The sequence below is a fragment of the Bacillus cereus group sp. BfR-BA-01349 genome, from assembly GCF_022663795.1.
Lineage (GTDB): Bacteria > Bacillota > Bacilli > Bacillales > Bacillaceae_G > Bacillus_A > Bacillus_A cereus.
In genome coordinates this window covers 80,968-103,495 of record NZ_JAKUGE010000003.1, presented here as the reverse complement: position 1 = coordinate 103,495, position 22,528 = coordinate 80,968, and the positions used below count along the sequence as shown (strand labels likewise).

Genomic DNA, 22,528 nt, shown 5'->3' with positions numbered 1-22,528 from the left:
TCCCCGAATCCTCACGCTCAAAACAACAAGTTAGTGAGGAAAATACATTCCGAAGAGTTTTATGATAAAAACAACATAAAACAATATCATTATAAAATTGTTTTATGTTGTTTTTATTTTATCTGGTGTAAAGTCTCTGCTGTTATGTAACTTTTCAAAGTTTCTAATCCTATTATAAACAATTATCTGACTTTTGTGAACAGAAAGAATTCAAAAATTTTATATTACTATAAAATTCCTTATTTAAACATCTGTATAATACTCATAACCGCATAGGCAATTCCAGCCCCAATTAACGGACCAACAGCAACCCCATTAAATAGCGCAACCGCTATAATTGTCCCAAAAACAAGCGCAGTTGTAATGTGAGGATCCGTCGTCAACAATTGTACGCCGCCTTTCGCTAACAAAGCGACCGCTACACCTGAAGCTAAAGCAATCCACGCATAATAAGATTTCGCCGCTTCTCCAAGTTGTTTAAAACCTATTTCCCCTGTCGCAATCGGTACGAGCACCGCTATTGTAATGACCGTTACACCTAGGTTAATTCCTTTCGTTTGTAAATAAGGAAAGACCTTATCTCCTAAAAACGTAAACTTCAATAAAAATAACACACCAATAGCTACAGTAAGCGATTGGTTTTTAGCAATAAGTCCTATAATAAGTAGTATGAATAAAAATAACGTTGACTGACTAATCATGTTTGCACTTCCTTTCTGAAAATAATGAACTCATTTCCAAACAAAAATACCTTTAAACCTATCGTTATACATGCTATATCGATGCCTATTCAACATGAATCACTTCATTTTTTATGTATTTTAAAATGACAAACTGAGACTTTCACCATCAAAATTTAAGCATGTATACATTTTAAAAAACGGGCGTCTCTTCTTTCTTTTCTAATTAGAAACAGGTAAAATAAAAAGAAGAGAAAATGAAGTTTTTACCATATAGTAGAAGCATCAACACCAAGCTTTCACAGTCACTCACATACTGAAAAAGCAGGAAAAATCCATCATTCCACTATAACATAAAGTGAAACTTTAATCAGTGGGGCATTTTCCACTGATTATTAGTTGAACCAATCGGGCTTTTACGGGCAGTTTATCTCCAGCTAACTCCTTTGATCCAGCCGCACTTCGGGTAGGAGATTTACTGCCCGTTAATGCGGGGTAAAGTGAAACTTTAATCAGTGGAGCACACTCGTTATAAGTTGAACGAATTAGGATAATCCAAATTGGAATGGGAGGTATACATCTTTGAACCGAAACTTACTATATATGATATTGAGACTCATATTTGTCATTGTAGCAACGGTAGCTGGGTTCTATGTATTACTATACATGTCAGGGCTTATCTATCCTTTTATTATCGCTTTTGCATTTGCTTATTTGATTAATCCTGTCGTCAATTTCCTTAATCAAAAACTACAATTTCCTCGCGCACTAGCAGTACTCGTTAGCTTAATTCTCGTATTTGGAGCTATCGTTGGACTTGTTACATATCTTGTGACTGAAGCAATATCTGCCACAACATACTTACTACAACTTGTTACAGTAAAGTTTCCAGATATCGTTACATTCGCTCAGCAATTTGCACTTAATCATATTATGCCTCTCTACGATGATTTAATCTCTAAATTTAATCATCTTGGAGAACCACAGCGCTATACAATTACACAAAACATTCAAAACTTAGGAACAGAAGCAACAACACAAATGAAAGAACTTTTAACCGCCATTATAAGCGGGTTAACGAATTTCATTAGTGCACTGCCAACAACTTTAACTGTCCTTGTATTCATTTTATTAGCCACTTTCTTCATCAGTTACGATTGGCACCGTCTTGCTCAGAAAGCAAGAAAATTGCTACCGAATCGTGTACATGGCTATGGAAAAACTATTTTTGTCGACTTAAGAAAAGCTTTGTTTGGTTTTGTGAAAGCACAACTTACACTCGTATCTATGACAACCGTCATTGTACTAATCGGGCTTTTAATATTACGCGTACCATACGCCATTACTATTGCGATTATTACAGGAGTTGTAGATTTACTACCATATTTAGGAACAGGTGCAGTCTTTGTTCCATGGGTTATATACGTATTTTTCACTGGCGATACCGCATTCGCCATTGGTCTTCTCATTTTATACATCGTCGTGATTGTCCAAAGACAAATTATGGAGCCGAAAGTACTTTCATCTAACATCGGTCTCGATCCATTAGCAACACTCGTCGCTCTATTTGTCGGCTTTAAACTTTTTGGCTTTTTAGGATTAATCATCGGCCCAGTCACCTTAGTACTACTTAATACATTACACAAAGCTAATGTCTTCCATGACTTGTGGAAATATATTAAAGGTTCACCTTCAAAATAATAGTTTCTAATTCATACACAACAAAAAACTTACATGTAATCAGTGGGAAATTCCCACTGATTATTCCTTGTACTTATTTTTCATACTCATTACATAAAACAAGAAAATTGCACTCAAAAAAGATAATTCTCTTGTTTTTTTGCATAAAAAACGCATATTTCGTGGTATTTTTACATATTTATTCTATTTATTTTATAATTATTATTTACATTTATCACTTTTTATGTAAATGAATAATTATACAAAATAGCATAAAATAAGACTTCAACTAACAATCTCCGCCTTTTTATATGAATTTTTTACACCAATCGTTCCTTTATATAAGAAAGCAAAACTTTAATTTAGCAGCATTTCCCTCCATCTTATTCACCTAAATTAATAGCACTAAAAAATCACAAGTTTAATCGAAGCACAACAAGAGTTCAAACGAAAATTATATAGCAAATATAATGAGCAGACGTTTTGTTCATCCCCACTCATCATTCGCCCCACATCAGACACTTACGAGCAGCCCAATTTCGAGATAGAAATTCCACCCCACAAATAGCGTGGTAAAACAAAGCTTCAATTAGAAAGTTCCCCTCCTCTTACAAGACAAAAAATAGCACTTAGATTTCTACAATCTAAGTGCTATTTCTGAATAATAATAGTAGAGTTCTTTCTAAATTTCCATTCCATCCACTTCATAACAAGCGGCTTCAATAAAGCTCTCGTAATAGGGATCACGCAGATAAACCCTAGCACATCTGTCACATACCCAGGAAGCACTAAGAGAATACCTCCTACAAATACAAAAATACCATCTAGTACCGCCTCACCTGGCATTTCCCCTCTATTCAACTTAGATTGAATCTCTCCAAGCACTTTAAACCCTTGTCTTTTCGCCAAATACACACCTACAACACCTGTAAATACAATCATAGCGAACGTAGACCATAAACCTATTACATGACTTGATCCAATTAAGACCGTAATCTCAATCGCTGGTATTAAAATAAACAAGAATAGTAACCATTTCATAGTTCTACACCTCTCTCACATCTCACTTTTAATGCCCTCACAACGCCTATATACATCATATGAAATATAGATATCCTTTCATATTAAAACCCATAACAAACAGCTTTTAAAAGCAATTCTAGGCGCTTTAAGCTAATTCTATCTCGTTTTTGTGTAAAAAAAAGAGAAGGACTCCGATCCTTCTCTCCGTATTACTTATAGCACTTCCGCATGTCCATTATAAACAATTCCGCGTGCTGCATCAACTGTTACTTCTTGGCCATTTTTTAAAGTTGCTGTTACGCCGTTTACACCAACGATAACAGGAATACCGATTGATACGCCTACAACAGCTGCATGGCTTGTTAAGCCACCTTCTTCTACAACTAAAGCCGCAGCTTTTTCGATTGCAGGAATCATATCTTTATCAGTGCTTGTTGTAACAAGGATATCACCTTCGTTTACGTTCGCTACAGCTTCAGCAGCTGTTTTTGCTACAACTACTTTACCTTTTGCAGCTTTACGACCGATTCCTTGTCCTTTAGCAATTTCTTCACCAACAACGTGGATTTTCATTAAGTTTGTTGTACCAGTTTCAGCAACTGGAACACCCGCAGTAATCACTACAGTATCTCCAAGTCCGATTAGACCTGCATCCATACCTGTTTGAATTGCTGTATCTAACATTTCGTCAGTTGAAGCTGCGCGCTTCTCAGCCATAAATGCTTGTACACCCCAAACAAGTGCAAGACGACGTCCTACTTGCTCGTCAGATGTTACAGCTACGATTGGAGATTTTGGACGGTATTTAGAGATCATTTTCGCAGTATATCCACTTTCTGTTGGAGCTACGATTGCAGCTACATCAAGAGCAAGTGCTGTATGCGCAACAGATTGGCTAATTGCATCTGTAATTGTTGGAGTGAACTCTTTAATACGTTTTTTGAACATATCTTCATATTGTAATGATTTTTCAACACGTACCGCAATGTTAGCCATCATTGTTACCGCTTCTACTGGGTATTGTCCAGCAGCTGTTTCACCTGAAAGCATGATTGCATCTGTACCATCGAAGATTGCGTTAGCTACGTCACTTGCTTCCGCACGAGTTGGACGTGGGTTACGTTGCATAGAATCTAACATTTGTGTTGCAGTAATAACTGGTTTACCTAACACGTTACATTTTTTAATTAGACGTTTTTGTACTAACGGTACTTCTTCTGGTGGAATTTCTACACCCATGTCACCACGAGCTACCATTAAACCGTCAGAAACTTCTAAGATTGAATCGATGTTGTCGATACCTTCTTGGTTTTCGATTTTTGGTACAATTTGGATGTATTGAGCGTTATGCTCTTCTAATAATTCACGGATTTCTAATACGTCAGACGCTTTACGTACGAATGAAGCTGCAATGAAATCAACTTTTTGCTCGATACCGAAGATGATATCTTTTACGTCTTTTTCAGTGATACCAGGAAGCTTAATGCTTACGTTTGGTACGTTAACACCTTTTTTATTTTTTACAGTTCCGCTGTTAAGAACTTTTGTACGGATGTTTCCGTCAGCTTTTTCGATTACTTCTAGTTCGATAAGACCGTCATCGATTAGAATACGAGAACCTGGGTCTACATCGTCATAAAGACCAGCATAAGATACAGAGAACTTCTCTGCAGTACCTAATACTTGCTCAGTAGAAAGAACTACTTCTGCACCTGTTACAAGCTCAGCTTGTCCGTCTACGAAGTCGTGAGTACGGATTTCTGGACCTTTTGTATCAAGTAAGATACCAACTGTTTTACCAGTTTTCTTTGAAGCTTCACGAATGTTTTTAATACGAGCTCCGTGCTCTTCATGGCTACCATGAGAGAAGTTTAAACGAGCAACGTTCATACCTGCTTCGATTAATTGCTCTAATTTTTCAATACTTTCACTAGCAGGACCTATAGTACATACAATTTTAGTTTTACGCATATTGCACCTCCGAAAATTATGAAACCGTTCCCAAATATCTGACATTACGCCGATTAGATGGATAATTCTTTAGATAATTGATACATATCTTTATCGATTGTATGCTTTTGAGCTAACGCTTCGATAATATCATGATCAACAAGTTTGTTATCTTGAATACCTACACAACGTCCACCTTTACCAGCAATTAACAATTCAACTGCTCTTGCGCCAAGACGACTTGCTAATACACGGTCTTGTGCACTTGGTGATCCACCACGTTGTACGTGACCTAATACAGTTACACGAGTATCAAAGTTTGTTGCTTCTTCAATGTGCTTACCGATGTCAATTGCACTTCCAACACCTTCAGCTACAACGATAATACTGTGTTTTTTACCACGTTCACTACCACGCTTCAGACGAGCGATAACATCATCCATATCATACTCTTCTTCTGGAATTAAGATTGTTTCCGCACCATCAGCTAAACCAGCCCATAATGCGATATCACCAGCGTGACGTCCCATTACTTCGATAACATATGTACGTTCATGAGATGTAGCTGTGTCACGAATTTTATCAATTGCATCAATAACAGTGTTTAAAGCTGTATCGAAACCAATTGTGAAGTCTGTTCCAGGGATATCATTGTCGATTGTACCTGGTACACCAACACATGGGAATCCTTGTTCAGTTAATTTTTTAGCGCCTTGGTAAGAACCATCTCCACCAATAACAACAAGTCCTTCGATACCGTGTTTCTTTAATTGCTCGATACCTTTTAGTCGTACTTCTGGATCTTTAAACTCAGGACATCTTGCTGTATATAATTTTGTACCACCGCGGTGGATAATATCGCCAACAGAACCAAGTTCTAATTTTTCAATGTGACCAGAAATTAATCCAGCGTATCCATGGTAAATACCATATACTTCAATATCATGGAAAATCGCTTTACGAACAACTGCACGAATGGCAGCATTCATACCAGGTGAATCTCCACCACTTGTTAATACACCAATACGTTTCATTTGTACTCACCTCATAAAGATTATTTACCTTATAATAAAATAACACGAAAAAATATAAAAATACAATGGAGAAGATGTGTCTTTTCATAATAAAAACGTGCATTCGCGAAGTGGAACGCACGCTTTTCTTATTTTATCCAAATGGAAGCGTTTGAAAACGAAACTTGCCCAATTTTCATATATTTTTCATAACGTTTTTCGATTAATTCATCTTTCGAAATTCCGTTTAATTGTTCAAAAGTTTTTCGAATCATTAAATCTATATTTTCTGACTGTTTCAAAATATTACGGTGAGCTCCGCCTCTTGCTTCTGGAATAATTTCGTCAATTACACCTAATTCTTTCAAATCTGCTGCTGTAATTTTCATTGCCTCTGCAGCTTCCTTTGCTTTTCCTGCATCTTTCCAAAGAATTGCCGCTGCACCCTCTGGTGTAATAGCAGAATAAGTGGAATTTTCTAGCATATGAATGTAATCTCCTACTCCAAGACCTAGCGCACCACCACTACCGCCTTCACCAATAACGATACAAATAACTGGTACCGTTAAACCTGCCATCTCAAATAGGTTGCGGGCAATAGCTTCACTTTGTCCACGTTCTTCAGCTGCTTTACCAGGATAAGCTCCCTTCGTATCGATGAAACAAATAATAGGACGATTAAACTTTTCCGCTTGTTTCATGAGACGCAGTGCTTTTCGATATCCTTCTGGATGAGGCATTCCAAAGTTACGGCGAATATTTTCTTTCGTATCTTTTCCGCGCTGATGCCCAATTACAGTTACAGGCATCCCTTTATATTTCGCAATGCCGCCGACAATCGCTGCATCATCGCCAAATAGACGATCTCCATGACATTCGAAAAAATCAGTAAATAAGTGCTCAATATAATCGAGCGTTGTCGGTCGTTCTGCATGACGAGCAATTTGAACACGGTCCCATACTTTTAGATTGCCGTATATATCTTCCTCTAAATTTTCTAGCTTTTCTTCCAAAATACGAATCTCCTCACTGAAGTCCATCTGGCTGTTTTTCGTATAGTCTTTCAGTTCACGAATCTTATTTCTTAGCTCAACAACTGGTTTTTCAAATTCTAGCTCTGCCATACAGCCATTTCCCCTCCTTGATGAACTTCTAAAATCTTGCGAAGCGATTCTCTCATATCATCACGATGCACCACCGCATCTAATTGACCATGATCTAGTAAGAATTCTGCCGTTTGGAAATCTTCCGGTAGTTTCTCACGCACCGTTTGTTCAATTACACGTCTACCAGCAAATCCGATAAGTGCACCTGGTTCTGCAAGATTATAATCACCAAGTGAAGCGAAACTCGCTGAAACCCCGCCCGTCGTTGGGTGAGTCATAACAGAAATAAATAATCCTCCTGCATTACTATGCTTTTTCAAAGCTACGCTTGTTTTTGCCATTTGCATTAAACTTAATATCCCTTCTTGCATACGGGCACCACCCGAAGCAGTAAAGATAATAAATGGAACTTGTAAGTCGTACGCCTTTTCAACCGCACGGGCGATTTTTTCTCCTACTACAGAGCCCATGCTCCCCATTCGAAAACGAGAATCCATTACTGCAACAACAACAAGCATGTCATCAATTGTTCCTTCACCAGTTACAACCGCTTCGTTCAATTCAGTCTTCTTACGATCGCTCTCTAGTTTCTCTTCATAACCTGGAAACTCGAGTGGATTTAATGAAACCATTTCTTTGTCATACTCACGGAATGACCCTTCGTCCAATATACTATCAAGACGTTCCCATGCATTCATAGGATGATGATATCCACAATTCACACATACTTTTAAATTTTTTAGAAGTTCTTTCGTATACATGATTTTTTTACATTCCGGACATTTTGTCATAACGCCATCTGGTACATCTTTTCGTACTTGTTCTGAAGGTATTGCAGCGTACTTTTTCTTTTTCACGAATAAATCTCTTAGCACAATTTGACCCCCTTCGTTGAGAGCTAAGGTTAGCGTAAGAAGAAAATGGGGCTAACACCAAAGTTTGATGTTAGCCTTATCTTCTCAATCTGTCTAATAACCTCACTCTTTACGTTTAACTTTAACCGCTACGCGGTAGAATGTTTGTCATAACGTGTCATGGTCATTTCGACAAATTTTATACATTACGAGTGAAACTGTATATTCTCTACTAATTCATCGTAAATTTTTAGTGCATCATTTTCTTGTTTTTCTTCCAAAGTAGCGTAAAGCTTTCTATACATATCGATAGAATCTCTTGAAACTTTACAAGAAAGCGTTGATACGTAATCATTTACGATCATCCAAATGCGATATAGTAAATAATTATCGACTTGTTCAATAAGTGTTTTAAAGAACGTTTGATGAAGCATTGGAATTGAGTTTTCGTTTCCTTCGAGCACTTGATGTAATTTACTTAGCACTTTAGAAAACGTTTCTTTCGGTAAATTACATACAATTCGAATCATATCTTTCTCGAGTAACCGTTTCGTTTGTAATAAATCACGAATTGTTTTCTCATCTTGCAATAAGAACGGAGCAATTAATTGTACAAGACCGTTATCATAAAAGTTTCGAATAAACGTCCCTTCACCACGTCTCGTTTCAATCAATCCTACCAGTTCTAAAGCACGCAATGCTTCTCTTACAGAGGAACGTCCTACGTTTAAGCGTGAACTTAACTCACGCTCAGACGGCAAACGATCCCCCGCCACCAATCCATCCTCTTCCATAATGGAACGGATTTTTTTTACAATTTCGAGATATACTTTTGTATTTGATGATGTCAATGGAAATTCCTCGCTTATTCTTTACCAATCAGCGCTAATTGTTTTGTTTTTTCAGCGATCTCATTTGGATCTACTTGACGGCGAGCTACTCCTGTCTCCATTGCTGCTTTTGCAACGTAAGCCGCTACTTGAGGCGCTACACGCGCGTCAAATGGTGCCGGAATGATATAGTCTGCATTTAACTCATCTTCTGCTACAAGCTCAGCAATAGCCTGTACAGCTGCCATCTTCATTTCTTCGTTAATTTGTGTCGCATGTACGTCAAGTGCACCGCGGAAAATACCAGGGAACGCCAGTACATTATTTACTTGGTTCGGGAAGTCAGAACGACCTGTTCCAACAACAGCTGCGCCCGCTGCTTTTGCCAATTCTGGCATAATTTCTGGAACTGGATTCGCCATTGCAAAAATAATCGCATCGTCATTCATTGTACGAACCATCTCTTCTGTTAATGCACCTTCTGCAGATACACCAATGAATACGTCCGCACCTTGTACAACATCAGCTAAAGAACCTTCTATACGATTCTTATTTGTATATTTTGCAACTTCATCCTTCACCGGATTCATACCTGTAGGACGACCATCATAGATTGCGCCTTTACGGTCACACATAATAATGTCGCGTACACCATAGCGATATAAAAGTTTAATAATTGCAATACCTGCTGCACCTGCGCCATTTGCGACAACTTTAATGTCAGACATTTTCTTTCCAACTAATTTCAGTGCATTTACAAGACCTGCTACTGTTACAATAGCTGTTCCGTGTTGATCATCATGGAAGATAGGAATATTTGTTTCTTTTTTCAAACGCTCTTCAATAATGAAGCAGTTTGGTGCTGCGATATCTTCTAAGTTAACGCCGCCAAAAGTTGGCTCCATTAATTTTACAGTTTCAACAATTTTATCTACATCGTTTGTATTTAAGGCAATTGGGAATGCATCTACACCAGCAAAGCTCTTGAATAATACAGCTTTACCTTCCATTACTGGAAGAGATGCTTCAGGTCCAATGTTACCAAGACCAAGTACAGCTGTTCCATCTGTCACAACTGCTACCATATTTCCCTTCATCGTATATTCATATACCTTACTTTTATCGTCATAAATTTCTTTACAAGGTTCTGCAACCCCTGGAGAATATGCAAGACTTAAATCTTTTGCATTTTCTACTTTTACTTTTGATACAGTTTCTAATTTTCCTTGATGCACTTTATGCATGTGAAGTGCTTCTTCACGAAGTGTTGACAAACTATCCACTCTCCTCAAATTATTCTTGCTGATATCAATTTCTCCAAGTGGTCTGACCACGAACACTACTACTATAATAATCGAAGTGTAGGGAAATTGTCCATTATATTTTCACAACTACATTTTCTTCCCCGACAATTTCACGAAGTGCTCCTAAACATTCTTCACTTGGATGAATCGATAAACTCCGAGATAATTGTACCATTTTATGTTCCTTTTCATAATAAATTAGTACTTTCGCAAAACCTGAATAGTCGAACAATATTTTCGTAACCCGATTTAAAAGCTTTTTCTCATACTGAGATGGCAATTTCACGTAAACAGATGCGTCTTTCTTTTCTTCATAAACATCCATTTCCTCTAGCGGATATAGTCCATTTACAATCCATTGAAGCTTATGATTTCTTAGCTCAATCGTACCGTCAACTAAAACAATTGCTCCTTCTTGCAACTTATCCGAGAAATGTATATACGTTTCCGGGAAGAGGACCGCTTCCATTTCATCATTTTGATCACAGAATGTAATAAATGCCATCTTTTGAAACTTTTTCGTACGAATCACTCTAACACTTGTTATATACACAATCGCTCTTTGTACTTTTTTCTTGTGTCGCATCGCCTGAGCGAGAGATGGAATTTCTAATTCTTTTGCTAACTTCACATACTGCGCTGTCGGATAACTTGATAAATAAAAGCCAAGTGCTTCCTTCTCTTTATTTAGTTGTTCAATAAAAGATAGCTCTTCTCCTTGTACATATTTTGATTTTGGAACAGCATCTCCTAAATCACGTGCGAGATTCGCGTACTCTAACGCCCCTTTAATACTTTTCCATAAATTCGTTCTCGAAACACCAAAATCATCAAAACATCCCGACCAGACGAAAGCTTCTAAATTACGCTCCGTTACGAACTTTGACGGCATACGGAGACAAAATTCAAATAAATCTTCGAACATTTTTTTCTCTCGTTCTTCTAATAATGCCGTCACTGTAGCCATTCCAATATTTCGGATCGAAAGTAAACTGTAACGTATCGCATTCCCTTCTATTTGGAAGTTATAACCACTTCTCTGAAGAGACGGCGGCAAAACGTGAAAACCTTTCCGCTTCGTTTCTCGTATATACTGTACAATCTTATCTTCATTTCCAATTGCGCTTGATAATAATGCCGTCATAAATTCCAGCGTATAGTTCGCTTTCAAATAGGCAAGCTGATATCCAATCATACTGTAAGCTACAGCGTGACTTCGGTTAAAACCGTAATTCGCAAATCTTACAATTAAATCATAAATTTTCTCTGCGGATGTCTCATTGTATCCATTTCCCAAACATCCTTGGACAAAATGCTTACGTTCCTGATCTAAAATATCACGATTTTTTTTACTCACCGCACGGCGCAGTAAATCTGCTTCTCCAAGCGAAAACCCTGCTAACTTCGATGCAATTTGCATAATTTGTTCTTGGTATACAATGACGCCGTATGTTCTTTCTAAAATTGGCTTTAAATCCGGATGTAAATATTCGATTTTTCTTTTTCCATGTTTCGATTCAATAAAAGTCGGTATCTGTTCCATCGGTCCTGGTCTGTATAACGAGTTAACAGCTACGATATCTTCAAACTCATTCGGTTTTAACCCGCGAAGTACATTTCGCATACCGCCTGACTCAAGCTGGAATACACCTGTTGTATCTCCTCTTCCTAATAATTGGAACGTCTTTTCATCTTGAAGAGGTAAGTTTCTTATATCGATTTCTTTCCCTGTTTTGTTCGCGATAAATTTTATAATATTTTCAAGTAACGTTAAATTACGTAATCCTAAAAAGTCCATCTTAAGCAACCCAAGTTCTTCTAGCGCATCGGCTGGATATTGCGTAACATAAACATCGTTATGTCCTTCTTGAATTGCTACACTGCCTGTTAGCGGTTCTTGACTCATAATAACACCAGCCGCATGAATAGACGTATGACGTGGCAAACCTTCTACACGTTTTGCGATTTCAAACACACGCTCATGCAAAAGATTCCCTTGTATAAACTCACGAAGTGATTGTGATTCTTCATATGCATCTTTTAATGTTATACCAAGCTTTGATGGGATAAGTTTTGAAAATATATCAATATCTCGCGGCGGAAGCCCCATTACGCGGGCAATGTCTCTAATTGCCGCTTTTGCTGCAAGCGTACCAAACGTTACAATTTGCGCAACACGGAGCTGACCGTATTTATCTTTCACATAGCGAATCATCTCATCACGTCTTACGTCTGGAAAATCAATATCAATATCGGGAAGCGTCACACGTTCAGGATTTAAAAACCTTTCAAATAATAGATCGTATTCAATTGGATCAATATCTGTAATTTCTAATACGTATGAAACGAGTGAACCAGCTGCCGATCCACGACCTGGTCCTGTTAGAATATAATTTTCATGTGCATACTTCATAAAATCCCATACGATGAGGAAATAATCACTAAATCCCATACGAGAAATAACATTTAATTCATGATCCAAACGCTTTATATGCACTTCTTTCGGTTCACCATATCGTTTCCGCAAACCTTCTTCACAAACACGACGCAAGTATATATCACTCGTTTCATTAGACGGAACAGGAAACTTTGGAAGTTGATTTACATGGAACGGTATTTCTACTTGGCAACGCTCTGCAATTTTTATTGTATTTTGGATTGCTTCCGGCGCATGGGAAAATAGTGCTTCCATTTCATCCGATGACTTTAAATAATACTGATCTGTTTTCAGCCTCGGCCTATCTGGATCAGTCATTTTCGTTCCACTTTCAACAGATAGTAAACATTCGTGAACAAGCGCGTCACTTTGATTGATATAGCGCACATCATTTGTTGCAACGACTGAAATATTAACCCTACTAATAAATTCAGGTAGTTTCTCTTGTAAAAGCAACTCATCTTGAATCGCATGATGCTGCAAACTCATATAAAAATGGCCGAACATATTTTGATACGTGCGAGCTACTTCTTCAGCCTGACTCTCATTGTCTTCTAGTAATAATTGCTCAATTTCGCCATCTTTACCTGGTGAAATAGCAATTAATCCTTTCGCATAATGCGCAAGCCACTTCTTAGGAATACCTTCTTTGGACTTTGTCATAATACTGCTAGAAATCTTTAATAAATTTTGGTAGCCTATTTCATTCTCAGCAAGTAATACAAGCGGATAAGACCTTTCTTCTTCTTCACTAAAAATAGAAGCGGTTAATCCAATAACAGGCTGTATACCATGTTTCTTACATGCTTTATAAAACGGAATAACACCATACATAACATTTTCATCCGTAATAGCCAGCGATGAAAAACCAAGTTCTTTCGCCCTGACTACAAGCTCATCAATTTTACAAGCACTTTTTAATAAACTAAAAACGGTTTGACATTGTAAATGCACAAACTTCACTGTTGTACCCTCTCTTTACCTATTTGACTACTTTTATTATAGGTGATGAGGAAAGCGGAAATCAAAACATACTTCTTATACTTTGTCCATATATATGAAGAAGAAAGGGGAATGACGATGGATGTAAGAGAACATACTTTTTTCTCTCTGCTTATTATTAGTTATTTTATTGCCTTTGGGGTTATACTTGGCGGTTCATTAATTGGTGGATTTGGTGCGTTTCTTATTGGAAAACCAGCTCTAACTTACATTAATCAATTCGCCCAAAATTTAAGAATTTGGGCACTCGTTGCAGCAATCGGCGGAACATTCGATACCTTTTATAGCTTTGAAAGAAGTTTCTTTGGCGGAGATATGAAAGATATCGTAAAACAAATTCTCCTTATTTTTTTCGCAACTGGTGGTATGCAAACAGGTCTCATTATTATTAAATGGCTAACGCAGGAACATGTATGAGAGTACCAAGTGCTAATACAGCAAAAAGATGGTACTTAGTATTAGCTGGGGCTGCTGTTGGAGGCGTTTTGAGCTGGTTTATTTTTTTGTACATATACGGTGTTTTTCAAGAAGAACAAGCTAGTAAAATAGCAGAACAAAGAGAAATTATAGAAAAACAAGAAGCAAAGCTCCACGTCCTTCTCGAAGATCAAGAAAAATTGAACACTGAAAATAAACGGCTCTTAACCATTCAAGAGATTAAAATAAAACTTATCAATCGAGAAAAATACGATTTAGACAATCTCACACTCGAAAATATGACTACATCTATCCATAATGATCTCCAACATCTTTTAACGAAAAACATTCAAAGTATCGCAAAAAATAAAGACCTACTTAAAAAGGTAATCGAAAATAAAACGTACAAACATTACGATCGGCTATACCGTTTTAAAGTCGATACAATATCTTTTGATACAGTGCTTGAAATTAGCATTACTATAGAGAAAGAAAAATAAAGAAGGAGGGCTTTAGCACCGCTCCTTCTTTTCGTTCTAACATATAGTCTCTTATTTACAAATCTCACGTAAATCAGCAAAAAGACGATCCGCTTCTTCCCAAGAAGATGCCTTCGCACCAGAAGCCATCGGATGCCCCCCGCCGTTATATTGCATTGCTAATTTGTTTATAACTGGTCCTTTTGAACGAAGACGAACACGAATTACGTCGTCTTCCTCTAAAAATAGAACCCACGCCTTTAATCCATCAATATTGCCAAGCGCTCCAACAACACCAGATGCTTCAGAAGGAAGTACATCAAACTCTTCTAATACTTCTTTCGTTAATTTAATGTAAGCTGCTCCTTCTTCTACCATCGTAAAGTTTTGTAAAATATAACCGTTTAAACGAGCAATTTTTTCTTTTGTCTTATACATTTCATTGTATAAATCTGTGAATTTCACACCCATATCAACAAGCTCACTTACGTAACGAAGTGTTTTTGCTGTCGTATTTGGGAATAAGAAACGACCTGTATCTCCAACAATTCCTGCTAAAATAAGGCGAGCTGCTTCTTTTGTTATTTTTAATCCTTTATCTTTTCCATAGTTATAAAACTCATAAATCATCTCACTTGTAGAACTCGCTGTCGTATCTACCCACGTAATATCTCCATATGGATCTTCATTTGGATGATGATCAATTTTAATTAACATCTTCCCTTTTGTATAGCGTTGATCGTCAACACGTTCTTGATTCGCAGTATCACAAACAATAACAAGCGCATTTTCGTATACACTATCTTCAATATCATCCATTACTCGTAAGTATGCTAGTGACGGTTCATTGTACCCAACCGTATAAATATTTTTCTCTGGAAACGATTCTTGTAGAATTGTACCAAGCCCCCCCTGTGAACCTAACGCATCTGGATCCGGACGCACGTGGCGATGAATAATAATTGTATCAAACTCTTTAATTGCTTCTAAAATTTGCTCATGCATATGTATAATCTCCTTTTTAATCAACTTCTTCACTTTATCCTCCATTATAACGGAAAGTATTTCATACATGCGAACAATTGCTTTATAATAAAAGTTAGAAAGTTCAGGTATTTCTTTTTCTTTTCTATTATTTTTCATAAAGCGATGGGAGTGTTCATTATGCCAGTATTAGTCTTCTGTATTATCGTCTCATTTATGTTGTACCTCTTTTACAAAACAAAATACTTTCGTACAAACCGCCCAATGGAGAAAGGTTGGCTCTCAGGAAAATCCGCAATGGCACTCGGTTCATTCGTTTTATTTTTCGGGATAAACCAATTCTTTTTAGAACTTTCAACCGCTCGTATTATCGTTGGTGTTTTATTCGTTCTATTTGGTAGTGCAAGTGTATTTAACGGGTTTCGCCAATACAAACATTTCTTGCCATTAGCAGTTAAAGAAGCCGAAGTCTATGAAGCAACATAAAAAAGCATCAATATTGTGATGCTTTTTTATGTTGCTTCACTTTCAAAATCATATATGCAACAAACGCAGATGGTATATTAAATGGGTTACCTTGTACATGAAAATGTAATTGTTCTTCTTCAAAAGACATTTTTTCATATAGCTCTCGCTGAGATAATCCTGTCTTTTCCTTTTTTTCATGTAAACCTTGTAAATATAAATATTGAATAGGTATCATTACAAGAAAGTAAAATAATGCGATACTACCAAAAAAAAGTACGGCTGACGACATAATGCATACCACCTTTCATAATTCCATTTTATTACAATATAATCATAATACAATATACAACTGAATTGAATTATTATTCTGTCTTTTCTCACGTTACTTTTCCACTCCATCCCATACATATTTCACTAAAACTCCCATCTAAAATCATGCCTTTCAAATTTAAAACAACAAAAAAGATGGAACAAATCAAAACGATTTGTTCCATCTTTTTATTTATCGATTAACTGAACCATAAGTAATGCTTTTCCAACAACATTACCTTCATGATGCACCTCTACATCGACCTTACCAAATTTACGTCCAATTTCTAATACTTTCGGATGAACAGATACAACATTATCAATTTGAACCGGCTTTACGAAATAAATCGTTAAGTTTTCAACAATTAAATCGCTTTTCTTTTGCGCACGAATGACGCGATTTGTCGCTTCTGTCACAATTGTTGCAAATACACCGTACGATAACGTTCCGATTGAGTTCGTCATTTGCGGCGTCACCGAAAATTGATATAGATGCTCATTCTTCGCTTCTTTTGGCGTCATAAATTGATTCGTTACAATATCATCAATGGTTTCTCCAACTTGCGGCTGACGTTGAATCATTTGCAGTGCCTGAAGTACATCTTGACGGCTAATAATACCTTGCAGTTTATTTCCTTCCTCAACGACAGGAAGTAATTCAATTCCTTCCCACACCATCATACGTGCCGCAGCTGCGACAGACATTTTACCGTTCACTGTAATTGGGTGCTTTGTCATTACTTTATCAATTGGTGTTTCTTTCGCTACTCCGATCATATCTTTTGAAGTTACGATTCCTAGCACTTTGTTACTTTCATCGACAATTGGATATCTTCCGTGCATCGTCTCTTCATTATAGGCATGCCATTGCTGCACTGTATCACTCGGCTTTAAATATAACGTTTCTTCAATTGGCGTTAAAATATCTTCAACGAGTACAATTTCTTTCTTAATAAGCTGATCGTAAATCGCACGGTTAATTAACGTTGCAACTGTAAAGGTATCGTAACTACTTGAAATAATCGGCAGTTTTAATTCATCTGCTAATTTCTTCACATGATCTTCCGTATCAAATCCGCCCGTAATTAATACAGCGGCTCCAGTTTCTAACGCTAATTGATGTGCGTTCGTACGGTTACCAATAATGAGTAAATTCCCAGCTTCTGTATAGCGCATCATCGCTTCTAATTTCATAGCTCCGATTACGAATTTATTTAATGTTTTATGTAGTCCTTCTCTGCCCCCAAGTACTTGACCATCGACAATGTTAACGACTTCTGCATATGTCAGTTTTTCGATATTCTCTTTCTTCTTCTGTTCAATTCGAATTGTTCCGACACGTTCAATTGTACTAACATATCCTTTATTTTCTGCATCTTTAATTGCACGGTAAGCTGTCCCTTCACTTACACTCAAATCTTTCGCGATTTGTCTTACAGAAATTTTATGGCCTACTGGCAGGCTATTAATATGTTCTAAAATTTGGTTATGCTTGGTAGCCAAATGGTTTCACCATACTTTCTTTTCCCTAAATTCTTCATGTGTTGTACTTTTAGTATACTATATTTTCAAAACTGTTACACTCTCTCTTTGCATACCTGTACTATTTTTTTTATAACAAAATGTCTCTTGCATTCCACCATTCATTCTATTACAACAATGTAATGCTATTGTCATCTCATTCGATAGTTCGCACACTTGATTACCTATACAATTAAGACAAGAAATAAAACAAAGGAGCGAACACATGATGAAAAAATTTTTAGAGGTTGTAGGTGCTGTATTTTTAGCTTTTGTAGATGGAAAAAAAGTTGCAATGGAATTGAATGAAACACCTGAACAACCACGTACCAAAAGAAAAGAATCACCAAAACAAATACAAGCATTAAAAGCTGTCCTACACACATAAAAAACCCTTCACTTTTCTTTTTCAAATGAAGGGTTTCTTTTCTATAGTGTAATACTTTCTCCAGCTTCTAATACTTTCCCTGTACAATTTTGTAGCTTTTCTACAAATTGATATGGATCTTGTTCAATAACTGGGAACGTATTGTAATGCATCGGTACAACAGTTTTCGCATTAATCCATTTTGCCGCTAGTACAGCATCTTCTGGTCCCATTGTGAAATTATCACCAATTGGTAAAAATGCTAGATCAACTTTATTTAATTCCCCAATTAACTTCATATCAGAGAATAGTGCAGTATCTCCTGCGTGGTATACAGTTTTCTCTTCTGCTGTAAATAAAATACCTGCTGGCATACCTGTATATGTAATCGTCTTATTTGCTTCATCAATATAACTAGAGCCGTGGAATGCTTGTGTAAACTTCACTTTTCCGAAGTCAAATTCATGTGAACCACCAATATGCATCGGGTGTGTATTTACACCTTGCCAACTTAAAAATGTTGCTAGTTCAAATGGTGCTACAACAACTGCATTATTTTTCTTCGCAAGTTCTACTGTATCTCCAACATGATCACCGTGTCCATGCGATAAAAGGATTGCATCCACTTTTACATCTTCAGCTTTTAAATCTGTTTTCGGATTACCTGTTAAAAACGGGTCAATTAAAATAACTTTTCCATTCGCCTCAATTTTCACAACTGAATGTCCATGATAAGATACTTTCATTATTACATTCCTCCCCTATTCACATTCTCACTTTTTATTCTACATGATTTTTCAATCCCCTGTCTTTTCTAACATCTATTTACTTGTCATAACGCTTTCTTCCGAGTTAAAGTTATATTTGTAATTAAATATCTCGGGGGTGCCAATCGATGAATGCTAGATTAGAAAATTTAATGCAATGGCTAAAAGAAAAAAACGTAGAAGCTGCGTTCTTAACTTCTACACCGAACGTCTTCTACATGACAAACTTCCACTGTGAACCACACGAAAGACTTCTTGGTATGTTTGTATTCCAAGAAAAAGAACCTATTTTAATTTGCCCTAAAATGGAAGAAGGCCAAGCACGTAACGCTGGCTGGGCACATGAAATTATCGGATTTACTGATACTGACAGACCATGGGATATGATTGCAAAAGCAATTAAAGACCGCGGCATCAATGCAAATGCAGTTGCAATTGAAAAAGAACATTTAAACGTAGAGCGCTACGAAGAATTAACGAAATTATTCCCAAATGCAGCTTTCAAATCAGCTGAGGAGAAAGTTCGCGAACTTCGTTTAATTAAAGATGAAAAAGAACTTTCTATTTTACGCGAAGCAGCTAAAATGGCGGACTATGCTGTTGAAGTTGGTGTAAATGCAATTAAAGAAAACCGCAGCGAGCTAGAAGTATTAGCAATTATTGAACACGAATTAAAAACAAAAGGCATACATAAAATGTCATTTGATACGATGGTATTAGCAGGTGCGAACTCTGCTCTTCCACACGGTATTCCTGGCGCAAACAAAATGAAACGCGGCGATTTCGTACTATTTGATTTAGGCGTAATCATTGATGGTTATTGCTCTGATATTACACGTACAGTAGCATTCGGTGAGATTTCTGAAGAGCAAACTCGCATTTACAACACTGTACTTGCTGGACAACTACAAGCAGTTGAAGCATGTAAACCAGGTGTTACACTTGGCGCAATCGATAACGCTGCTCGTTCTGTTATCGCAGATGCAGGTTACGGAGACTTCTTCCCGCACCGACTTGGTCATGGACTTGGAATTAGCGTACACGAATATCCAGATGTAAAAGCTGGTAACGAGTCTCCATTAAAAGAAGGTATGGTCTTCACAATCGAACCTGGTATTTATGTACCAAACGTAGGTGGCGTTCGTATTGAAGATGATATTTACATCACAAAAGACGGATCAGAAATTTTAACGAAATTCCCGAAAGAATTACAATTTGTAAAATAATAAAAAAGGCAGCTTGATTGCTGCCTTTTTTATTTCTCTACTATTTCAAATTTAGCACCATCTTCTCCTCATACTTATCATCCCATTTAATCACAATCTCTATTGGTTCATCTTTAGAGATAGGCGCGCAACTTACACAAGAAGACTTCATTTCAACCTTTGCTCCTCTATGAACTTCTGAAGTTTGCGTCATTGTACGAAAGGTTTCATGAATAGCAATCTCTAAATTTTTAAATTCTGTATTTCCATCTCCGCCCTTATACTGAAATGTAAACATTCCATCTTCACTATCATCCTTAATATGGCCTTTATATTGTCCCGTCCAACTTTTGCTCTCGCTAGAAAAAGTAACATACCAAATCGAACAACTCCCTAAAAAGAAAATAGTAATAAAAAAGAATAATACTCTCTTCATCATGCCCCTCGATTCAAAAGCATTTATTTATTGTCTATTTCTTCCTTTAAATATTATTAAAAAAAGAAGGCCACTCAAAAAGTGCCTTCTTCTATTTCACTAATATTTAATTGAAATTTCACGATCCAAACTGAGAAAAGGTGGACAAGAAGCGCAAACGCCATACATGCTCCGCTTAAAAAAGTTAGTATAGGATGCGAATACACGTGCCCTAATCCATAGGATATCGCCACGAAAAACATAGTTATGTAAATATAAATTGCTCCATGTATTTGCCTCATATAAACCTCCTTTTCCCATAGTATAACATAAGTTTTCTGATTATTCACATTGATAGACTGTAATTAATATTTCTCAACTGTTACACCTCTTACAGCAGCCTTAATATATGGTGCTCCTTGTAAACTTTGTAAATCCTCTGTTTTGCCTGTTACAACTACACCGTATATTTGTAAGTCTTTTGGTTCGGTGTTTTTTATTTCTTTATCCCGCATTAACAGGCAGTAAGACCCCACATCAAAATTCAGCGGAAGTAAAGAAGTTAGGTGGGGGGCGGACTGCTCGTAAAAGCCCGATTGGTGAGGGCTGATAATCAGTGGGGGATGCCCTCACCACTGATTAAAGTTTCACTTTATAGTTTATCCTAAAATATTCTCGATATCCCTCTTTATTTTCACTTAAAGATATCCAAATACAGCTTTTATAAATTTTTCCATAATAAAAAGCACATTTATTTTGATGTGCTCTTCACATATAATTTAGTAAAATATGAATCATTTTTTGAAACAAAAACTCCCACTCATCTCTCCCCATACTATCGTTATGACTTAGTTGCCATAATAATTGAACGAGGATAAAATCCCAGCTTTTCATAAAATGATACAGCTTCATTTCCATACACTACTGTTAATTCAATTTCATCTATCTTTTTCACTTTAAACCATTCCACTGCACTATTCATTAATTTCAAACCAAATCCGTTTCTTCGGTATTTTTCATCAACAAATAAAACTTCAATCTTTCCGCTTACGCTTTTACTATACGCTATACAAAATCCTAATATATTATCTGTTTCTGACTCAATCAATAATTCAATTCTATATTCTCCGTACTTTGAGTTCTTTTTATAATTTTCAATACGTTCCTCAAATGTCATTCTTGGGTAATCGCCAGAAAAATATTTTGATTTATTATTATGATATTCATGCAATTTATTTAAGGATTCTCTTATTATCTCTATTTCATCGAGAGTGATATATTTATTACTAATTCTCATCCTATAGCATCTCCAATAATATATATTTCAGCAAAAAAATAAGACTGTTTTTTGTTCACAAAATATTACTCTATTATTCCATCGCTTCCCTCACAACATCTTGAATCATAACACCTTCCGTTTTCATATCAACAGATGGTGCTTCTTCATCAATACATTCATACCAAAACGCTAAGTGCTTTTTATCAATTTCATAATGAGAATTTTCGACAAGAGCCCCGCCTTCTCCTTGCACAGAATACCAATATAAGTATTCTTCTCCATCTCTTATTTCCCGGAAAATTGTCTCAACATACATCTTTTCGTCGTTTAATGTCAAAAGGACTTCTTTCATATTGTCATTAAGAAGCTGCATCCATTCATCTACACGATGACTTTTACCTTGTTTCACTTTGAATCTCGTTAATTCCACATTCATTT

Annotated in this window: 23 protein-coding genes and 1 pseudogene; 6 read left to right on the top strand and 18 right to left on the bottom strand. The window is 36.6% G+C overall.

The features are described 5' to 3' along the window. Nucleotides 1–239: 239 nt before the first annotated feature. Nucleotides 240–701: a DUF441 domain-containing protein gene (locus MR169_RS03265; RefSeq protein ID WP_000625507.1), complete on the bottom strand. Its 462-nt coding sequence runs from the start codon at nt 699–701 to the stop codon at nt 240–242. 561 nt (nt 702–1,262) lie between these two features. On the opposite strand from MR169_RS03265, the gene ytvI reads away from it, so the two are divergent. Then, the gene (gene ytvI, locus MR169_RS03260; RefSeq protein WP_001081388.1) at nt 1,263–2,381 is read left to right on the top strand and encodes a sporulation integral membrane protein YtvI; all 1,119 of its coding nucleotides are present in this window, start codon (nt 1,263–1,265) and stop codon (nt 2,379–2,381) included. A gap of 630 nt (nt 2,382–3,011) precedes the next feature. Here the strand turns inward: ytvI and MR169_RS03255 are convergent. The 8 genes from MR169_RS03255 to dnaE all read right to left on the bottom strand — a co-directional run bounded on the left by MR169_RS03255 (nt 3,012) and on the right by dnaE (nt 13,840). Next, the gene (locus MR169_RS03255) at nt 3,012–3,401 is read right to left on the bottom strand and encodes an FxsA family protein (protein ID WP_000871631.1); all 390 of its coding nucleotides are present in this window, start codon (nt 3,399–3,401) and stop codon (nt 3,012–3,014) included. A gap of 195 nt (nt 3,402–3,596) precedes the next feature. Further along, nucleotides 3,597–5,354, bottom strand: a complete 1,758-nt coding sequence (pyk, locus tag MR169_RS03250; RefSeq protein WP_001232673.1) for a pyruvate kinase — start codon at nt 5,352–5,354, stop codon at nt 3,597–3,599. 53 nt (nt 5,355–5,407) lie between these two features. Next, a complete protein-coding gene (gene pfkA, locus MR169_RS03245) occupies nt 5,408–6,367 on the bottom strand; it encodes a 6-phosphofructokinase (RefSeq protein ID WP_000821157.1) in 960 nt (319 codons plus the stop codon). Nucleotides 6,368–6,495: 128 nt separating this feature from the next. Then, nucleotides 6,496–7,470, bottom strand: coding sequence for an acetyl-CoA carboxylase carboxyl transferase subunit alpha (accA, locus tag MR169_RS03240; protein ID WP_242318886.1), 975 nt, complete (start codon nt 7,468–7,470; stop codon nt 6,496–6,498). Beyond that, nucleotides 7,458–8,327: an acetyl-CoA carboxylase, carboxyltransferase subunit beta gene (gene accD, locus MR169_RS03235; RefSeq protein ID WP_000942856.1), complete on the bottom strand. Its 870-nt coding sequence runs from the start codon at nt 8,325–8,327 to the stop codon at nt 7,458–7,460. The genes accA and accD overlap by 13 nt, the downstream gene beginning before the upstream one ends. A gap of 185 nt (nt 8,328–8,512) precedes the next feature. Further along, nucleotides 8,513–9,157, bottom strand: coding sequence for a FadR/GntR family transcriptional regulator (locus MR169_RS03230; protein WP_000204439.1), 645 nt, complete (start codon nt 9,155–9,157; stop codon nt 8,513–8,515). Nucleotides 9,158–9,171: 14 nt separating this feature from the next. Continuing rightward, nucleotides 9,172–10,380 (bottom strand): NADP-dependent malic enzyme, encoded by a 1,209-nt coding sequence (gene ystJ, locus MR169_RS03225; RefSeq protein WP_161508111.1) that lies wholly within the window; start codon nt 10,378–10,380, stop codon nt 9,172–9,174. A gap of 133 nt (nt 10,381–10,513) precedes the next feature. Then, entirely contained in the window at nt 10,514–13,840 is a 3,327-nt protein-coding gene (dnaE, locus tag MR169_RS03220) for a DNA polymerase III subunit alpha (protein WP_000673736.1), read from the bottom strand. A 42-nt stretch (nt 13,841–13,882) separates the two neighbouring features. Between dnaE and MR169_RS03215 the strand changes: the two genes are divergently transcribed. Together MR169_RS03215 and ytrI are read left to right on the top strand one after the other, a co-directional pair. After that, nucleotides 13,883–14,296, top strand: coding sequence for a YtrH family sporulation protein (locus tag MR169_RS03215; RefSeq protein ID WP_002005839.1), 414 nt, complete (start codon nt 13,883–13,885; stop codon nt 14,294–14,296). Beyond that, nucleotides 14,293–14,796: a sporulation membrane protein YtrI gene (ytrI, locus tag MR169_RS03210; RefSeq protein WP_001265736.1), complete on the top strand. Its 504-nt coding sequence runs from the start codon at nt 14,293–14,295 to the stop codon at nt 14,794–14,796. The genes MR169_RS03215 and ytrI overlap by 4 nt, the downstream gene beginning before the upstream one ends. Nucleotides 14,797–14,847: 51 nt before the next feature. Here ytrI and MR169_RS03205 read toward each other — a convergent pair whose 3' ends face one another. After that, on the bottom strand, nt 14,848–15,780 hold the full coding sequence (locus MR169_RS03205; RefSeq protein WP_033683965.1) for a DHH family phosphoesterase: 933 nt from the start codon (nt 15,778–15,780) through the stop codon (nt 14,848–14,850). A 159-nt stretch (nt 15,781–15,939) separates the two neighbouring features. Between MR169_RS03205 and MR169_RS03200 the strand changes: the two genes are divergently transcribed. Continuing rightward, nucleotides 15,940–16,245, top strand: coding sequence for a YtpI family protein (locus MR169_RS03200; protein WP_001144776.1), 306 nt, complete (start codon nt 15,940–15,942; stop codon nt 16,243–16,245). A 7-nt stretch (nt 16,246–16,252) separates the two neighbouring features. Here the strand turns inward: MR169_RS03200 and MR169_RS03195 are convergent, their stop codons facing one another. Then, complete coding sequence (locus MR169_RS03195; RefSeq protein WP_000093044.1) at nt 16,253–16,516, bottom strand: DUF3949 domain-containing protein; 264 nt, start codon at nt 16,514–16,516, stop codon at nt 16,253–16,255. 209 nt (nt 16,517–16,725) lie between these two features. After that, complete coding sequence (locus MR169_RS03190; protein WP_000201580.1) at nt 16,726–18,039, bottom strand: CBS domain-containing protein; 1,314 nt, start codon at nt 18,037–18,039, stop codon at nt 16,726–16,728. Nucleotides 18,040–18,283: 244 nt separating this feature from the next. Between MR169_RS03190 and MR169_RS03185 the strand changes: the two genes are divergently transcribed. Further along, a complete protein-coding gene (locus MR169_RS03185; RefSeq protein WP_000976017.1) occupies nt 18,284–18,445 on the top strand; it encodes a hypothetical protein in 162 nt (53 codons plus the stop codon). A 41-nt stretch (nt 18,446–18,486) separates the two neighbouring features. Here MR169_RS03185 and MR169_RS03180 read toward each other — a convergent pair whose 3' ends face one another. After that, nucleotides 18,487–19,170: a metal-dependent hydrolase gene (locus tag MR169_RS03180; protein ID WP_000868922.1), complete on the bottom strand. Its 684-nt coding sequence runs from the start codon at nt 19,168–19,170 to the stop codon at nt 18,487–18,489. Nucleotides 19,171–19,319: 149 nt separating this feature from the next. On the opposite strand from MR169_RS03180, the gene pepQ reads away from it, so the two are divergent. Further along, nucleotides 19,320–20,417: a Xaa-Pro dipeptidase gene (pepQ, locus tag MR169_RS03175; protein ID WP_000994032.1), complete on the top strand. Its 1,098-nt coding sequence runs from the start codon at nt 19,320–19,322 to the stop codon at nt 20,415–20,417. Between the two features lie 40 nt (nt 20,418–20,457). On the opposite strand, the gene MR169_RS03170 is transcribed toward pepQ, so the two are convergent. From MR169_RS03170 to MR169_RS03145, 5 genes and pseudogenes are all read right to left on the bottom strand, one after another. Beyond that, nucleotides 20,458–20,832 (bottom strand): hypothetical protein, encoded by a 375-nt coding sequence (locus tag MR169_RS03170; RefSeq protein WP_136986050.1) that lies wholly within the window; start codon nt 20,830–20,832, stop codon nt 20,458–20,460. Between the two features lie 74 nt (nt 20,833–20,906). Next, nucleotides 20,907–21,113, bottom strand: a complete 207-nt coding sequence (locus tag MR169_RS03165) for a hypothetical protein (protein WP_001248905.1) — start codon at nt 21,111–21,113, stop codon at nt 20,907–20,909. A gap of 63 nt (nt 21,114–21,176) precedes the next feature. Beyond that, nucleotides 21,177–21,317, bottom strand: a pseudogene (locus MR169_RS03160) (anti sigma factor C-terminal domain-containing protein); the annotation flags it as partial. 335 nt (nt 21,318–21,652) lie between these two features. Continuing rightward, complete coding sequence (locus tag MR169_RS03150) at nt 21,653–22,108, bottom strand: GNAT family N-acetyltransferase (RefSeq protein WP_001222923.1); 456 nt, start codon at nt 22,106–22,108, stop codon at nt 21,653–21,655. A 73-nt stretch (nt 22,109–22,181) separates the two neighbouring features. Continuing rightward, nucleotides 22,182–22,526 (bottom strand): DUF6176 family protein, encoded by a 345-nt coding sequence (locus MR169_RS03145; RefSeq protein ID WP_242318885.1) that lies wholly within the window; start codon nt 22,524–22,526, stop codon nt 22,182–22,184. Nucleotides 22,527–22,528 lie beyond the last annotated feature (2 nt).

Coding starts and splice junctions, on each gene's coding strand:
- MR169_RS03150 (WP_001222923.1), bottom strand. CDS start 22,108: ATGAGAATTAGTAATAAATATATCACTCTCGATGAAATAGAGATAATA.
- ystJ (WP_161508111.1), bottom strand. CDS start 10,380: ATGCATAAAGTGCATCAAGGAAAATTAGAAACTGTATCAAAAGTAAAA.
- accA (WP_242318886.1), bottom strand. CDS start 7,470: ATGGCAGAGCTAGAATTTGAAAAACCAGTTGTTGAGCTAAGAAATAAG.
- MR169_RS03255 (WP_000871631.1), bottom strand. CDS start 3,401: ATGAAATGGTTACTATTCTTGTTTATTTTAATACCAGCGATTGAGATT.
- MR169_RS03195 (WP_000093044.1), bottom strand. CDS start 16,516: ATGTCGTCAGCCGTACTTTTTTTTGGTAGTATCGCATTATTTTACTTT.
- MR169_RS03180 (WP_000868922.1), bottom strand. CDS start 19,170: ATGAAAGTATCTTATCATGGACATTCAGTTGTGAAAATTGAGGCGAAT.
- MR169_RS03170 (WP_136986050.1), bottom strand. CDS start 20,832: ATGAAGAGAGTATTATTCTTTTTTATTACTATTTTCTTTTTAGGGAGT.
- pyk (WP_001232673.1), bottom strand. CDS start 5,354: ATGCGTAAAACTAAAATTGTATGTACTATAGGTCCTGCTAGTGAAAGT.
- MR169_RS03165 (WP_001248905.1), bottom strand. CDS start 21,113: ATGAGGCAAATACATGGAGCAATTTATATTTACATAACTATGTTTTTC.
- MR169_RS03145 (WP_242318885.1), bottom strand. CDS start 22,526: ATGAATGTGGAATTAACGAGATTCAAAGTGAAACAAGGTAAAAGTCAT.
- pfkA (WP_000821157.1), bottom strand. CDS start 6,367: ATGAAACGTATTGGTGTATTAACAAGTGGTGGAGATTCACCTGGTATG.
- MR169_RS03200 (WP_001144776.1), top strand. CDS start 15,940: ATGCCAGTATTAGTCTTCTGTATTATCGTCTCATTTATGTTGTACCTC.
- ytrI (WP_001265736.1), top strand. CDS start 14,293: ATGAGAGTACCAAGTGCTAATACAGCAAAAAGATGGTACTTAGTATTA.
- pepQ (WP_000994032.1), top strand. CDS start 19,320: ATGAATGCTAGATTAGAAAATTTAATGCAATGGCTAAAAGAAAAAAAC.
- MR169_RS03205 (WP_033683965.1), bottom strand. CDS start 15,780: ATGCATGAGCAAATTTTAGAAGCAATTAAAGAGTTTGATACAATTATT.
- MR169_RS03265 (WP_000625507.1), bottom strand. CDS start 701: ATGATTAGTCAGTCAACGTTATTTTTATTCATACTACTTATTATAGGA.
- MR169_RS03185 (WP_000976017.1), top strand. CDS start 18,284: ATGATGAAAAAATTTTTAGAGGTTGTAGGTGCTGTATTTTTAGCTTTT.